This window comes from Thalassobacillus sp. CUG 92003 (assembly GCF_013618635.1).
Lineage (GTDB): Bacteria > Bacillota > Bacilli > Bacillales > Halobacillaceae > CUG-92003.
This window is the reverse complement of record NZ_JABLSJ010000003.1, coordinates 36830-51657: the sequence shown is the minus strand read 5'-3', so window position 1 is coordinate 51657 and position 14828 is coordinate 36830. Positions and strand designations below refer to the sequence as shown.

16 protein-coding genes are annotated in these 14828 nt (G+C 42.3%); 11 read left to right on the top strand and 5 right to left on the bottom strand.

The window, feature by feature from the left end:
• Positions 1–13 precede the first annotated feature (13 nt).
• The 3 genes from HOP45_RS05065 (at position 14) to HOP45_RS05055 (ending at position 4053) form a co-directional block, all read left to right on the top strand.
• Positions 14–1933 carry a glycoside hydrolase family 13 protein gene (locus HOP45_RS05065; RefSeq protein WP_181347840.1) on the top strand — a complete coding sequence of 640 codons (1920 nt, stop codon included), beginning with the start codon at positions 14–16 and terminating at the stop codon, positions 1931–1933.
• A 193-nt stretch (positions 1934–2126) separates the two neighbouring features.
• Positions 2127–3026, top strand: coding sequence for a formyltetrahydrofolate deformylase (purU, locus tag HOP45_RS05060; RefSeq protein WP_370457948.1), 900 nt, complete (start codon positions 2127–2129; stop codon positions 3024–3026).
• Between the two features lie 121 nt (positions 3027–3147).
• Positions 3148–4053, top strand: a complete 906-nt coding sequence (locus HOP45_RS05055; RefSeq protein ID WP_181347838.1) for an RluA family pseudouridine synthase — start codon at positions 3148–3150, stop codon at positions 4051–4053.
• Positions 4054–4113: 60 nt separating this feature from the next.
• Here HOP45_RS05055 and HOP45_RS05050 read toward each other — a convergent pair whose 3' ends face one another.
• The 4 genes from HOP45_RS05050 to HOP45_RS05035 all read right to left on the bottom strand — a co-directional run bounded on the left by HOP45_RS05050 (position 4114) and on the right by HOP45_RS05035 (position 7109).
• Positions 4114–5646, bottom strand: a complete 1533-nt coding sequence (locus HOP45_RS05050) for an AbgT family transporter (protein WP_181347837.1) — start codon at positions 5644–5646, stop codon at positions 4114–4116.
• A gap of 149 nt (positions 5647–5795) precedes the next feature.
• A complete protein-coding gene (locus tag HOP45_RS05045; RefSeq protein ID WP_181347836.1) occupies positions 5796–5939 on the bottom strand; it encodes a hypothetical protein in 144 nt (47 codons plus the stop codon).
• Positions 5940–6266, bottom strand: a complete 327-nt coding sequence (locus tag HOP45_RS05040) for a hypothetical protein (protein WP_219914489.1) — start codon at positions 6264–6266, stop codon at positions 5940–5942. It lies immediately after the preceding gene.
• An 81-nt stretch (positions 6267–6347) separates the two neighbouring features.
• Positions 6348–7109 carry a VCBS repeat-containing protein gene (locus HOP45_RS05035; protein ID WP_181347835.1) on the bottom strand — a complete coding sequence of 254 codons (762 nt, stop codon included), beginning with the start codon at positions 7107–7109 and terminating at the stop codon, positions 6348–6350.
• A 192-nt stretch (positions 7110–7301) separates the two neighbouring features.
• On the opposite strand from HOP45_RS05035, the gene HOP45_RS05030 reads away from it, so the two are divergent.
• From HOP45_RS05030 to HOP45_RS05005, 6 genes are all read left to right on the top strand, one after another.
• Positions 7302–7979 carry a GntR family transcriptional regulator gene (locus HOP45_RS05030; RefSeq protein ID WP_181347834.1) on the top strand — a complete coding sequence of 226 codons (678 nt, stop codon included), beginning with the start codon at positions 7302–7304 and terminating at the stop codon, positions 7977–7979.
• A gap of 31 nt (positions 7980–8010) precedes the next feature.
• A complete protein-coding gene (locus HOP45_RS05025; RefSeq protein WP_181347833.1) occupies positions 8011–9036 on the top strand; it encodes a TRAP transporter substrate-binding protein in 1026 nt (341 codons plus the stop codon).
• A 13-nt stretch (positions 9037–9049) separates the two neighbouring features.
• Positions 9050–9556: a TRAP transporter small permease gene (locus HOP45_RS05020; RefSeq protein WP_181347832.1), complete on the top strand. Its 507-nt coding sequence runs from the start codon at positions 9050–9052 to the stop codon at positions 9554–9556.
• Positions 9541–10821 (top strand): TRAP transporter large permease, encoded by a 1281-nt coding sequence (locus tag HOP45_RS05015; protein ID WP_181347831.1) that lies wholly within the window; start codon positions 9541–9543, stop codon positions 10819–10821. Before HOP45_RS05020 ends, HOP45_RS05015 begins: the two co-directional genes overlap by 16 nt.
• Before the next feature lie 23 nt (positions 10822–10844).
• Complete coding sequence (locus HOP45_RS05010; RefSeq protein WP_181347830.1) at positions 10845–11852, top strand: proline racemase family protein; 1008 nt, start codon at positions 10845–10847, stop codon at positions 11850–11852.
• Positions 11853–11998: 146 nt separating this feature from the next.
• Positions 11999–12454 carry a cupredoxin domain-containing protein gene (locus HOP45_RS05005; RefSeq protein WP_181347829.1) on the top strand — a complete coding sequence of 152 codons (456 nt, stop codon included), beginning with the start codon at positions 11999–12001 and terminating at the stop codon, positions 12452–12454.
• Between the two features lie 197 nt (positions 12455–12651).
• Here the strand turns inward: HOP45_RS05005 and HOP45_RS05000 are convergent, their stop codons facing one another.
• Positions 12652–12996, bottom strand: a complete 345-nt coding sequence (locus tag HOP45_RS05000) for a hypothetical protein (protein ID WP_181347828.1) — start codon at positions 12994–12996, stop codon at positions 12652–12654.
• 81 nt (positions 12997–13077) lie between these two features.
• Here HOP45_RS05000 and HOP45_RS04995 point away from each other — a divergent pair, with 81 nt between their 5' ends.
• The gene (locus HOP45_RS04995; RefSeq protein ID WP_181348156.1) at positions 13078–13164 is read left to right on the top strand and encodes a helix-turn-helix domain-containing protein; all 87 of its coding nucleotides are present in this window, start codon (positions 13078–13080) and stop codon (positions 13162–13164) included.
• 405 nt (positions 13165–13569) lie between these two features.
• Positions 13570–14796, top strand: a complete 1227-nt coding sequence (locus tag HOP45_RS04990; RefSeq protein WP_181347827.1) for a CynX/NimT family MFS transporter — start codon at positions 13570–13572, stop codon at positions 14794–14796.
• Positions 14797–14828: the final 32 nt, after the last annotated feature.

Genomic DNA, 14828 nt, shown 5'->3' with positions numbered 1-14828 from the left:
AGGCCATTTAACGATGAAAGAACAGGATATTTACCATAATAGCTTTGAGTTGTCTTATAGAGAGCCTTTCGGTGCTGCACCGAAGGGCTCGAACGTTTCACTGAGCATCGATGTGAACAGTCATTTCCAGGTGTCCCATGTCATTCTTCATTACATTCATGACAGAACGGATGAGGCCGCTACAAAAGAAATGGACCTTTATAGTGAACAGCATCAGCTTTATTCCTACGAGACTACCGTAACGATGCCGACAGAACCGCAGCTCATCTGGTATTTTTTTGAAATTGTATTGGCGGATAAGACGCTCTATTACGGCCGTGAGAATATTGAAGAAAGCGGGGAGGGGCGCATGTATGATCATGTGCCGCCTTCCTGGCAGATTACTGTATATGACCCGGGATACGAGACCCCAAAGTGGTGGAAGCATGCCACCATGTATCACATATTTCCCGACCGTTTCCATCGCCTGAATGCCCCGCAACTCGATCAGGCCCCGAAATCTAGCTTGATGCACAGCCACTGGGAAAATGACCCTATTTATATTAGGAACGAAAACGGTGATGTCGTGCGTTGGGATTTTTTTGGAGGCACGTTGCAAGGGATCATTCACAAGCTTGATTACATTCGCTCTCTCGGGGTGGATGTCATCTATCTGAACCCGATTTTTGAAGCGGAGAGCAACCACCGCTATGATACCGGAGACTACCATCAAATAGATCCCTTGCTTGGCAGCAAAGCAGACTTCGAAGAGTTGATTAGCGAGGCTGTAAAGCGCAACATCGAAATCATGCTCGATGGGGTTTTCAATCATACCGGGAGCAACAGCATATATTTTAATGAACGGGGCGAGTATGACTCTGTAGGAGCCTATCAGTCGACCCAATCGCCTTATTATCCCTGGTATACGTTTTACAATCATCCTGACGAATATGAATCGTGGTGGGGCGTAGGTACGTTGCCCACCGTGAAAAAAGAGAACGAAAGCTTCCAAAAGTTCTTGATCCATGATGATGATAGTGTGATCAAAACATGGCAGCGTTCCGGTCTCAACCATTGGCGGCTGGATGTTGCGGATGAATTGACCGATGATTTGATCAAGCAGATCTATCGACAGTTAAAATCGGTCGATGAATCTAGTGTGCTGTTAGGTGAAGTGTGGGAAGATGCTTCAAACAAAATCGGCCATGGCAAACGCCGCGAGTATCTATTCGGAGGCGTCCTTGACTCCATCATGAATTATCCCTTCCGGAAACTGCTGCTAGGTTTTATGACTGGGGAAGTTGACGCCTACTTTGTACAGCGCAGGCTGCTGACATTAAGTGAACACTATCCGAAGCACTATTTTTACGCAGTCATGAACATGTTATCCACGCATGACGTGGCACGTGTTAAAACGCTGCTAACCCAAGCTTTGCCGACTGATTTCACGGAAGAAGATCAGATGGCAGCTGTGTCTGACCAAGTGAAATCGCTCAGTTTATGGCTCTACGCATTTCCAGGAGTCCCATCGCTTTACTACGGAGACGAGGCGGGCGTCACAGGCGGATCGGATCCTGATAACCGTAAGCCGTTTCCGTGGGGAAGAGAAGAACAGGAATTAGTAGCATGGTATCAACAGATTGGCCAATGGCGAAAGGATCACGTTGCATTACGGACGGGAAGTTGGCTGCCTCACGCCCTTCATAAAGATGTGTTCGGTTTTGAACGGTGGACACTCAACGGAGTCGATACGTTCGGTGATCCCGCGAAAGATGAACATATGCTATTTCTGACAAACCGCCATCTCCACGATTCACGCAACATCACTTTGAATGTCCGCAAAGGGAAGTGGCAGGACGTGAATAATAAGAAACGCATATTTAAAGCAAAAAAAGGAGCGTTGACACTCACACTAGCGCCGCGGGAGACACTTCTACTTCGACATATGCATTGAAAGAACCGATTTTCCTAATAAGCTGGAAGGAGATAAAACTCCGAACTGATTTTGACGAATGGTCCGGAGTGTTGTCTTTCATGCAGTTATGGTTTCATGATTTTGAAGGCTAAACCTTGTAAGCTATGTCTTTAAATTCGGACGCTATTATTCTATAATATGAGGCAATATTATGAAGAGAAGGAGACTTAGTGTGGCATCGAATCTACCAAACCATATCAATACATTCCAAGAAAGCCAGCAAAATCGTGGCCGTTTGCTGATCAGCTGCCCCGATCAGCCTGGTATCGTCTCGGCCGTCTCCACTTTTTTGGCTGAAAATAATGCAAATATCATAGAGTCCAATCAATATTCCACCGACCCCAGTGAAGGGACATTTTTCATGCGCATTGAATTTGAATGTCCTGAACTCCCGACGAAAGAAGACCAGTTAAAAAAGGAATTCCAGTCAATCGCAGAAACGTTTGCCATGGAATGGAATATTCGTTTCGTTTACGATATAAAAAAGACCGCCATTTTTGTTTCGAAAGAGCTTCACTGTTTACGTGAACTGCTCTGGGAATGGCAAAATGGAGACTTGATGACCGATATTGCATGTGTCATCAGTAACCACGAACATGCCAGAGAAATTGTGGATTCATTCGGCATCCCGTTCTATCACATTCCGGCGAGTAAAGAAAACCGGGCCGAGGTGGAAGCAAGGCAACTCGAACTGTTAAGAGCGTATGAGGTGGATCTGATTGTTTTGGCCCGTTACATGCAAATTTTGACGCCGGATTTCGTTGCCGCCCATCCGTTTCGAATCATCAACATCCATCATTCGTTTTTACCGGCCTTCGTGGGAGCGAACCCTCATAAACGCGCATTTGAACGCGGAGTGAAATTGATAGGGGCAACCTCTCATTACGTCACGAACGAACTTGACGAAGGACCGATTATTGAGCAGGATATCATGCGCGTCGATCACCGTGATGATGTGAAGAGCTTAAAGAAAATCGGTCGTTCAATTGAACGGACTGTGCTGAATCGCGGTGTGAAGTGGCATTTAGAGGATCGTATGATTGTGTTTGAGAATAAAACCATTGTGTTTTAATCCTTTTGAGCGTTCTGTTTAAGTGGACAACCCCTTTTTAGAAAGTTCTTCCCCAGTGGGAGACCTTGTGTTAAAGTAGTCCTAATGCGCTATGATCCCGATTAAAGGAAGGTCCTCATTCATGAAAAATAAGCAACAGCATCAAAAACGCCAAGCAAATCAGGCGCTGCAATACACGGTTCAAGAATCTTCGGAACTGCTCCCTTTTTTATTGAGTGTTTTATCCAGCCGAAGTCGTAATTCAGTTAAATCCGTTCTAAGACGGGGGCAAGTCTCAGTCAATAATAAAGTGGAGACAGCTCACAACTGTCAACTTAAGCCCGGCCAAACAGTGAAGGTCCAAAAAGATAAATCATTCAAGCAGTCCCCGTTAACGGGGCTCACGATCTTGCATGAGGATGATGACCTCATCGTTGTCGAGAAAGAGGCAGGGTTACTTTCGATGGCATCGCCAAAAGAAAAAAACCGGACGGCCCATAAGTACTTGATGGATCATGTTCGACTTCAAAATCCTGGTAACAGAGTGTTTATTGTTCACCGACTCGATCGTGATACATCCGGGGTGATGATGTTTGCTAAAAATGAGCATACAAAACACAAACTGCAGAACGCTTGGACAGACAAAGTAAAAGAACGGACGTATGTCGCGCTGGTAGAAGGCAAAGTCAAGAAGCGAGAAGGTAAGGTTTCCTCTTGGCTGAAGGAAAGCAAAACATTGAAAATGTATTCCAGCCCTAAAGAGGGTGATGGCGAGCACGCTGTCACACACTACAAGGTGCTGCAATCCAGCCCGTCTTATACGTTATTGGAGATTCATTTGGAAACAGGTAAGAAGAATCAAATCCGTGTGCACATGGAAGATTTGGGTCATCCGATTGCAGGCGATAAAAAATATGGGGCAAAAGGTAAGGGAATTGGACGGCTCGGCCTCCATGCTCGCGTGCTGGCGTTTTATCACCCCACTACAGGGAAATTCCTGCGCTTTGAAACGAAGACACCGAGCATTTTCTTGAGCAAATCCAAATAAATAGAAAAAAACAAGGTATCGGCGCTATGAGCAGCCGATACCTTGTTTTCATTGGTCCTGTTAATAATGGATAGGTGCACCTGGTCCCAAGTCAATACCTAACAGCATCCAGACAATCAGTAAGAGTGTCCAGGAAATTAGGAAAAAGATCGTGTAAGGGAACATGACTGAAATCAGCGTACCGATTCCCATTCGTTTATCGTACTGTTGCGTAAAGGCAATAATAATCGCGAAGTAGGTCATCAGCGGGGTGATGATATTCGTTGTTGAGTCTGCTACGCGATAAGCCATTTGAGTAAGTTCCGGAGAATAACCGAGCTGCATCATGATTGGCACGAATACAGGTGCCATCATTGCCCACTTGGCAGAGGCGCTGCCAATAAATAAGTTAATGAACCCAGCTACTAGAATGAACCCGATAATCAGGGGGATGCCGGATAGATTAACAGATTCTAAGAATTCAGCTCCGTACACGCCGATAACCAGTCCCATATTCGTCTCCGAAAAGTAAGCCACGAACTGACCGGCAGTAAAGGCAAGCACGATAAACATTCCCATAGAAGCCATCGTATCGGACAATTGATCAGCGACATCTTTATCGTTACGAATATTTTTCGTAGCAATGCCGTAAAACAGGCCGGGGATAAAGAAAAGAATGGCCAGAATCGGTACTAAGGAATCCATGAAAGGCGATTGGATGATTGATTCGATAAACCCGCCTTCATCCCCTCGCAATGGGGCATTGGACGGTAAAATGAGCAGGGAAGTCAAAATTAAGGAAACTGCGATTGAAATAGCTGCCCATTTCAACCCCTTTTTCTCATCAGCTTCAAGTCCTTTCAATTCTTCACGATAGTCTCCCTGATACTCTCCAAGTCGTGGCTCAACGAATTTTTCTGTAACCCAGGCCCCGACAAATGTAAGCAGGAAGACAGATACAATAATGAAGTAGTAGTTCATACTAATATTCATGTTTTCAGCGTAGGCCGGGTCAATAATGGAGGCGGCATCAATTGTGAGTTCACCGAGTAATGCGTCTGTCGCTGACAGGAATAAGTTAGCACTAAAACCAGCTGAGACACCGGCAAAAGCTGCAGCCAGTCCAGCTAAAGGATGTCGCCCAAGAGCAGCAAAAATCACCGCACCCAGCGGAGGCAGCACTACATAACCTGCATCAGAAGCGACACTGGACATTACACCAGCAAAGACTAGACCTGAAGTGATCAGCCGTTGAGGGACCGAAAGCACGAAGCCCCGGAGGCAGGCACTGATCAAGCCTGTCCGCTCTGCTAGTCCAATGCCGAGCATGGTTACAAGTACAACACCTAAAGGTGCAAAGCCTATGAAGTTATCGACCATACTAGAAAAGAGGTATTGCACGCCCTCAGCATTTAATAGGTTTTTAACTTCAACCATTTTCCCTTCTTCTCCTGGGTGTTCCACACTGATTCCAAGACTAGAGACCAAAGCTGATAAAGCGATTACAACTAATGCTAAAATAGCAAAAAGCGTGACAGGATGAGGAAGCTTGTTGCCTACTTTCTCAATCCCATCAAGAAATTTTTGAAACAAGCCATTTCGTTTTGATTCCAAGCTTGATAGCCCCTTTCGTGTATCATGATGTTATGACGATTCCTAGTATAAAGTGTCAAACCCATAAATTAAATATGATTACAAAAAGTAGAAATTTTGACTCAGTTCTGAATTATGGTACAGATAGAGGCTGGAAATTCAAAAGGAGATTACGATGGGTATGGGGAATTGGTGATCTCACTTAAGTTGACAGATCCAAATATAAGTAAAAAAAGAAAAACGACCAACAAGATACTGCTAATAAACCCATCACCATCGAAGCCATAATAGTCATCATTTTGTTGTCTGCTCATCTAATTGTCTCCTTTATCCAATCTTTGCTGAAAGGCTTCGAATATATCATCAATGGTTAGATCACCGTTTTCATCCAGAAATTCAGCTAAAGCATTGCTTTTATTTTTTTCCTGCGTTAAGAATTTACCTAACAATGTGACTTGCACAACGGGGGAGCCGCGATACAATTCCACAGAATCTACTTTTAATTTGCCCGTAAGTAATAAAGCAGCAGCAACGATGTCCAGATTTTTTCCGTTGAATAAATCATGAATGGAAAAATCTTTGGGAGGACGGGGCTGTGAGCCATTTTTTCGTCTTCTGTTGTGTTCATTTTTGCCATACATCGTAAAGAAGCACCCCCCCCTTTGATCATAATATGTTCGGAGGGGTGCCTTGTGAGAGTGATGTCTATAGAGGTGAAAAATTTATGCTGAAGGGTCAGCTCCGAGCACAGCTACATACTGGTTATCATTCACAACGTCAAACTGTTGATGATTCCAGCTGAGTGTCGTTTGGACCAAGCCAAGCTGATCAGCACTGTATTGCCCCGCTATTGGCTGAATGGCATATAGCTCGTAAATGCCGTCCCCCTGAAAATCGATGGGATAAAGCACGTTCAGCACAGAAACCCAGCCTTCAATCGGTTGTTTCAGTGTGCCATTCGGGTTATAAATTTCCGATAAATATGCTTCCCCTCTTGTACTAATGTCGATAATAAACACTTTGTCTAGTGTTTCGCTGACGATTTTAACCCGGTAATTAGGGAGATACGTGACCGAGTATTGATAGGTATCATTGAATACTTCGTAATCGAACAGAAGGGCGGGTTGATTATTTAAAAATGAATACACATAGTAAAAACCGAATCCACCGCTCCCGCCTGAGTTAATGCTGATTAAAATATCGTCTACGCGATCGCCCGTAAAGTCCCCAAGAAATAATTGAGGGTCGTATCCGCCATTTGACTTTAAAGGAACGCTATAAAAAAGATTTGTCCGCCCGTCTTGGATAATCAAAGTAATATGATCGATATATGGACTTTCGGTACCATAAGGTTTCTGTCCGACTAAATAAACGAGGTCAGGCACCCCGTCCCCATTCACATCCCCTTGAGCAAATGCAGAAATGTAGGTGTTCCCGTTGGCTGGTTCAGGACTCTGCCTCCTGTTATAAGGTAAGTGGTACATATTAGCCTCCGATCTTAATCTCCATGTATAAGAGATTGCATGAAGTGTGTTAGTGCATTCTATGCCAAAAGTAGGCAAATGGAAATATTTAATTGTAGAAATTTTGTGAAAAATAATTGAACTGGGATACAGTATCCCTTAAACTAAGAACTGGGATACAGTATGTCAATAAAAATGGGAGGTGGGGTAGCAGTGAGCAAAATTAATAGTTTATCCATTCGGGAAAGTGTTTTCGAGCATATTCGCAAAGAAATATTGAATCAGAATTTAGAGCCTGGGGAAAAATTAATCGAGTCTGAACTGGCGGCAGAATTAGGTGTGAGCAGAACACCTATTAGGGAAGCCCTTCACAAATTGGAGCTGGAAGGACTGGTTGCCATATTTCCCCGAAGGCACTGTCAAGTTGTTGGCGTAACCCATGAATCAATTAAAGAAATACATTTAATCCGCTCTCAACTTGAGCCATTAGCGGCACGTTATGCTGTTAATAATCTTTCAAATGAAGACTTAAAGTATCTGGAGTCTTTGGTTGATAAGTCAGTCAAAGCATCAGAATTAAGAAATGTAGAAGAGTTAGTAAAGGTCAATGATGAGTTCCATCAAACCATCACGAAGGCTTCCAATTTACAACGCATTATCAAAATATTAGAGAACATGCACGATTATGTAGTGTCCTTCCGTTACTCCTTTATGGCAAGGGAAGAGTTGGCTGAAAGATCTATAAATGAACATAGAGCGATCCTACATGCCTTAATGGAAAGAGACAAAGAAAAAGTAGAAGAGCTTGCATATAAGCACCTGAAAGGTATTTCAGAGTATGAAGACGTTATCTACGAAGACATGAAGAGGTCAATTCACAATCATGACTAATTTAAATTTTGGGGAAGGGGAGAACTACGGTATGAAGGTGAACAAGCGTATTGTAATAACTTTATCGACTTTATTGGCGCTATTTCTTGTACTAGCAGGTTGTTCTTCTGGAGGCGAAGGTAATGCATCTAATAATTCAGATTCTGTTACCTTGAGTTTTGCTTATGAATTGCCAGAAGATCACCCATGGGGGCATGGAGCTGATAAATTCAAAGAGATCGTTGAAGAAAAAACTGACGGGGCCATAAAGATTGAATTGCACGGCAATGGGCAATTAGGGGGTTCAGGGAGAGAAATCCAAGAAAGTGCTAAAGTAGGCACAATCGATATAGGAATCTCTTCTACACCTATGGCTCAGCTCAATCCATACATGAATATTTTTTCACTTCCATACATCTTTGAAAGCCGTGAACATGCCTGGGAAGTACTCGACGGTTCTATAGGGGACAAAGTGGGGAGTAAATTGGAAGAACAAAACCTTAAACACTTAGCATACTGGGAGGATGGCTTCAGACAGGTGACGAATAACACGCGTCCGATTGAGTCACCAGAAGATTTTGAAGGTTTGAAGATACGTGTCCCAGAAAGTGACGTCCGTTTAGAAACTTTTAAGGAATTAGGAGCAAGTCCATTACCGATGTCATGGTCAGAAGTATTTACGGCTCTGCAGCAGGGAACGATTGATGGACAAGAAAATCCATTATCCGTTATAGAAAGCGCTTCTTTTTATGATGTTCAAGATTATTTAACGATTACCAACCACGTTTATTCACCAGCTACACTTTTTATAAATAATGATACGTGGGAAGGCTTATCTGAGGAGAATCAGCAGATCATTATTGAAGCAGCAGAAGCGGGCAGAGATTTAAATAGGGAACTTAACAAAAAACAAGATGAAAAATTAATAAAATCATTAGAAGAAAAAGGCATGCAAGTATCTGAGATTGACGAGGTGAAGCCATTTCAAGAAAAGACGAAACCAGTATGGGACATGGTTGTGGAAGAATTGGGGGACGATGCCGAAACAATGATTCAAGAAATAAATCAAAATGAATAAAGGTTGATACGCGATGAAAAAAATCAGATTATTTACTTTTTATTCTATAAAGTATCTCAACATAACAATGATGTTTACAATGTTTATTATTCTACTTCTGCAAGTTATCACCAGGAAATTCTTAGATACTCCTTTATCATGGCCAGAAGAATTATCTCTTGTAACAATGATATGGATTACGTTTTTTGGAGCTTATCAATGCACAGTGGAAGAGAGTCATTTGAAAATGGACTTTCTCCAGAGTAAAGTTCCTGAGCGTTTGAAGCCTTTTATTCTTGTTACATCTAAGTCAGTTGTATTAGTTTTTCTTGGTGCTACCTGTTTTTGGGGATTTTCATTTATTCAAAATGTGGGTAGTTTGACCATGCCTGTAACCGGACTTCCTATGTGGGTGCCCTACCTCATTATTTGGATAAGCTGTATGTTAATGTTCATTGAATTCACTTTTCAAATATTAGGCCATATCTCCTCAGGATATAGTCATCGGGAGGAGGATGAAGAAAAATGCTCCCAGTCTTAATGTTAATCGTCATCTTAGCATTGCTGGCTATCGGCGTCCCCATTGCATTTACATTGGGAGTCACAGCATTATTGTTCCTTGTAGTTAATGCTGACATATCACTTGGTCTCGTTTTACAGCAATTGTACTTAGGCACGAACAGTTTTCCTTTGTTGGCGATACCCTTATTTATGTTAGCAGGCTCTTTGATGAATCATGGGGGAATATCAAAACGGTTAATCAATTTCGCCCTCTCGATCATTGGTATGGTTAGAGGTGGACTAGGAATGGTTAATGTTATGGCCTCCGTATTTTTTGGGGCTATAACAGGAACAGCCGCGGGCGCTTCAGCTGCTGTAGGGCAAATTATGATCCCTGCCATGAAGGAAAAAGGGTATTCAGCAAGTTTTTCAGCTGCAATAACCTCAGCTGGCTCCTCATTAGGGATTGTCATACCGCCGAGTGTTCCAATGATTCTTTACGGGTCAATATCAGGACTGTCAGTTGCTAACCTATTTCTTACAGGTGTTCCTATAGGTATCGCTATTGCCATTGGTTATATGATTGTGGTTTATATTATCTCAATCAGAAAGAATTACTCATACACTGAACAACCTTTTACTTTTAATCTTTTTTTCAAAACGTTCATTGGCGCATTGCCGGCGTTTTTAGTACCGGTTGCGATATTAGGTGGTATTATGAGTGGCTTTGCTACTCCTACCGAATCCGCTGCCATAGCAGTGTTGTGCGGGATAATAGCAGGGGTTATTTATAAAGAGTTAACCTGGAAAGGTTTTATAGACGCCCTGAATGAAAGTGTCATCAATACTGCTCTTGTCATGTTCATTGTTGCTACGGCCAAAATTTTAGGGTATTCATTTTCAGCATTAGGTATAGGCCAACAAATGCTAGCCCCACTGATGCAAAATTCCGAAAGTCCGATTATTTTGATGTTGATTGCAAGTTTGATTCTCTTCATTGGCGGGTTTATATTTGACGGTACTGTAATGGTGCTCGTTATAGTCCCATTGTTCTTGCCATTAGTACAAGCAACAGCTATTGATCCGCTACAGTTTGCAATGGTCGTCATCATCGTGTGGGCAATAGGTCAGCAAACTCCTCCTGTAGCTAGTGGTTTATATATTACCACTGCCATTGCCAAGGTGAGTATGCTTCAAGTAAGTCGATACAACATATGGTTTATATTAGTCTTGTTCTGCGCGTTAATGGGGATGATTTATTTCCCTGGAGTAATGCTATATATTCCTAATTTATTAATTCAATAGCTAAGCATAAGGAGATGTTATATATGAACTTTTCAAACGTTATACAAACAATTGAAACCCATACATTCGGAGAACCTACCAGAATAATAAATGGGGGATTAATGAAACTTAAAGGAACAACTGTTGCAGAGCAAAGAGATTATATGGCTGAAAATTATGAATGGTTCCGTAATGCGCTAATACAGGAGCCGCGTGGTCACAGGGATATGTTCGGAGCTGTTTTACTTCCTCCCGTAACCGAGGGGGTAGACTTTGGCGTCATCTATATGGATAACACGAATTTCTTAAATATGTGCGGCCATGCTACCATCGGAGTGGCAACAGCCATAGTTGAAACTGGCTTAGTGGAAGTCACTGCTCCTGAAACCGAATTAGTATTGGAGACGCCTGCAGGACTGGTGTATCCAACAGTGAAAGTAAAGAACAATCGCGTAGAAGCGGTAAGCTTTAAAAATGTACCAGGGTTTCTTGAACGTAAAGACGTAATAATCGAAGATAAGGAATTGGGTAAAATTACTGTAGACATCAGTTTTGGGGGGAATTATTTTGCCTGGGTTGATATTGATCAATTAGGTGAACAAATCCATGTTACCAATGGTTCAAAGTTAAAAAGGTGGGCTAAAATTATTAAGGACTTGGTTAATGAAGAGATATCAGTGAGCCATCCTACAAAACCATATATTAATAAAGTCGATATCGTTACATTTTACGGAAAACCAACCTTACCAGAAGCAACTTATAAAAATGTACATGTTTTCAGTGATCGCCAAGCAGACCGTTCCCCAGGAGGGACTGGTACTACTGCGATGGTGGCAAGAAAAATTGGAAGGAATGAACTTGATTTGGGTGAAGAGATTTATTGCGAAGGTTTTGTAGGAGGTATATTCAAAGGTAAAGCAATTGAACATACTAAACTTGGTGATAAGGATGCGGTTGTTACTGAAATTACTGGTTCCGCATTTATTACAGGGTTTCAAAATATATTAATCGATCCTAATGATCCTTTCAAACATGGGTTTATAGTAGATTAAATAATAACAAGTACAATCAAAGCAAAGGAATGACTCACGTCGTTCCTTTGTTTTTTGTTATTTTCCCGTAGAGGGTTAAGAAAGTAGACAAGTTCTCCTGGTTTCGTTGCATATACTTTATGTAACAAAACGGAAGGGAGAGTAACATGAGGATATTCTATTGGTCGCGGCGGAAGCTTCTTGTAGCGTTTGGGACATTACTTATAGGAATTGCAGCATTCTTTATATGGGGAGGAGGGGGCGACAAGCCGGTTACGACCTTTTCTGAAACGGCTAAACCGGGGGATCGTGTCATTAACCTTGTGACAGGCGAATTCAAAGCAAAGACGGCAGATGGCAAAGAAATCGAAGCATATCGCTGGGATCCCGGCACCATTTTTGTGGAGAAGGACGAGCCGTTCACATTAAGCATCTTTGGTGTTAACGGCAAAGAGCACCCTTTCGTTATTGAAGGGACAGATGTGAAAGGTGTCGTTAAGCAAGGTGAAGAGACCTTGATCGACTTAAAATTTAAGAAAGAGGGCATCTATCGATTAATCTGTACCACCCATGCCAACATCGAGTCAAATGGGCCGATGATTGCTTATATTGTGGTGGATTAGGTGAACTACATGATTACAAAGATTAAGGGGCCGGGGCAAAACTGAATTAAACACAAAAATGCCGAATTGTTCGGCATTTTTGTGTTTAAGAAAGGTGTTCCAGGACGGCTCCGTCAAAACACGTCGCTTTTCATGGGCGCGGCTGAGTTTCCTCCAAATACTGTTTTTCCTGCGGGGTGATTAGGGCATCTTAGAGTTTAATTCCTATTCAATGTGAAAATATCCCCAAATAAAAATAAAGGAGACAGAACAACACCTAACTCACTTATAGAAGGATTGATATCTAACCAGCTAAAATGTATTAAAACTGATCCAATTAACACCCCAACAAGCAGAGTTCGAATTTTGATTCTCAGTTCATCATGTTTAATTCTATAAACAAAATCACTGGCTCCAACTATACCAACGAATGCCCAAATAAACGAAAATAAATTGGAAGGAAAAGAAGCTAAAGGAAAAAAGAAAATCAAGAACAACCCAACACATACAAGCATCATACTTAGCCTTAACCAATTAACCATTGAGTAGTGATAAGTAAACACGCTGAAACGTCCTCCTTATATCTTCATATTTGGCGTGAATATCTTATTGAGATGTAATTTTCGTCTTCAGTAACGAAACGATTGCTTCTCAAAAATCTTGCCAAAATATGCGAAGTACTAGAGTGTGACATTACAGACATTTTGGACCTTAAAAAGAGCCTTCTTTAACCAGAAATGTATTTGGCAATTAAACCATGTATAAAATGGCAACATATTTTTTGCATTTAAAAAGACCTTTAATATATCACCGATGTATAAAATGACGGATATTGAAGGTTTTTTATTGATGGTATTTGTTAGAGGTATTCGGGCTGTTTCCATTATGTCTGAGGGGGGTCCGAGGAAATAATCGCTTTCCGTGGGAACTCCTGATTGAGTAGTTGGGCAACGAATTGATTCTATTAGTAAATACAGATGCGCTGGAGATAGTTAGCTCTTATGTGGGATATAGAATTGATTTTCCAAGAAAAAGCTGTTAAACATATGGCTGTTAGTGATTTGAACATAAAATGTGACGACCTATCCAATATGGGTTACGATAAGATTTAGAATAGGGAAAGGAAGTTCGGTTTTATGTTTTCTTTTGGAAACGCTGCGAGTAGACATGATCGATTTATACATAAACCCGCTGTGAAACATACATTGTTGATTATGGGCATTATATTGGTGGCTTTTAACTTAAGGCCGTCTATAACAGCAGTTGGTCCCTTAATTGGAGTAATACGGGATGATCTTGGTATTTCTAATGGAATGGCGGGCTTGTTGACCACGCTTCCATTGCTGGCTTTTGCTCTTTTGTCGGCTCTCGCGCCACGGATTGCGATGCGGTTTGGAAATGGGTTTGCGATTTTAATCGGCGTGACAGCGATTGGGACGGGCATTCTTGTTCGTTCGGTAGAAATGACCTTCACGTTGTTTTTTGGCACCATTTTAATTGGTATTGGAATCGCCATCGGGAATGTCCTCTTGCCGGGTATTGTAAAAAAGAATTTTCCTTTGAAAGTGGGCTTGATGACAGGGATTTATTCTATTTGCATGAGTGGTTGGGCGGCGATTGGTTCAGCTGTTAGTGTTCCGCTGGCGCAAAATTTTCAATCTGGCTGGCAGGGATCCATGGCTATCTGGAGTATATTAGCTTTAATCGCCTTTGTGGTTTGGTTACCTCAGGCGCGGATTAAAAAGAGTTCAATTAGACTGCCGAAGTTGGATCCGAAAAATAATCCCCTTTGGCGCTCTCCTTTGGCCTGGCAAGTCACATTATTCATGGGGCTGCAATCTTTCTTGTTTTATACGATGGTGTCCTGGCTGCCTGAAATCCTTCAGAGTCGTGGAATGGAGCCTGCCACAGCCGGGCTAATGCTCTCAGGAATGCAAGTAGCGGGATTGCCCGGCACATTTCTCAGCCCGCTTCTCGCCGGGAAGCTCCCACATCAACGCGGAATGGTAGCGGGTATAGGTATCATGTATCTAACCGGTTTAATGGGGCTGCTTATCGGAGGTAATTTTCTAATGTTGGTGATCAGTATCGCTTTAATAGGGCTCGCCCAAGGGTCATCTATTAGTCTAGCCCTTACGCTGCTTAGCCTTCGCGCATCAACGGCTACTCAAGCTTCGAATCTATCAGGTATGGCTCAATCAGTTGGTTATTTTCTTGCTGCAATCGGTCCGATTTCTATCGGGTTTCTTTACGATCAACTGCAAAGCTGGACGCCAGCAGTGCTCATTCTATTTGCCATAGTTACGCTGCTGGTGATCGCCGGATTAGGGGCTGGTCGGAATGACTATGTACCTGAATCATGATGTGGGACGAGTGATAGGCTTCGAGTTTGCAT

Bases quoted from the DNA above. Each gene is read 5' to 3' on its own strand.
- HOP45_RS04990 (WP_181347827.1), top strand. From the start codon at position 13,570: ATGTTTTCTTTTGGAAACGCTGCGAGTAGACATGATCGATTTATACAT.
- HOP45_RS05045 (WP_181347836.1), bottom strand. From the start codon at position 5,939: ATGAGCAGACAACAAAATGATGACTATTATGGCTTCGATGGTGATGGG.
- HOP45_RS05005 (WP_181347829.1), top strand. From the start codon at position 11,999: ATGAGGATATTCTATTGGTCGCGGCGGAAGCTTCTTGTAGCGTTTGGG.
- HOP45_RS05055 (WP_181347838.1), top strand. From the start codon at position 3,148: ATGAAAAATAAGCAACAGCATCAAAAACGCCAAGCAAATCAGGCGCTG.
- HOP45_RS05020 (WP_181347832.1), top strand. From the start codon at position 9,050: ATGAAAAAAATCAGATTATTTACTTTTTATTCTATAAAGTATCTCAAC.
- HOP45_RS05010 (WP_181347830.1), top strand. From the start codon at position 10,845: ATGAACTTTTCAAACGTTATACAAACAATTGAAACCCATACATTCGGA.
- HOP45_RS05025 (WP_181347833.1), top strand. From the start codon at position 8,011: ATGAAGGTGAACAAGCGTATTGTAATAACTTTATCGACTTTATTGGCG.
- HOP45_RS05035 (WP_181347835.1), bottom strand. From the start codon at position 7,109: ATGTACCACTTACCTTATAACAGGAGGCAGAGTCCTGAACCAGCCAAC.
- HOP45_RS05040 (WP_219914489.1), bottom strand. From the start codon at position 6,266: ATGTATGGCAAAAATGAACACAACAGAAGACGAAAAAATGGCTCACAG.
- HOP45_RS05065 (WP_181347840.1), top strand. From the start codon at position 14: ATGAAAGAACAGGATATTTACCATAATAGCTTTGAGTTGTCTTATAGA.
- HOP45_RS05015 (WP_181347831.1), top strand. From the start codon at position 9,541: ATGCTCCCAGTCTTAATGTTAATCGTCATCTTAGCATTGCTGGCTATC.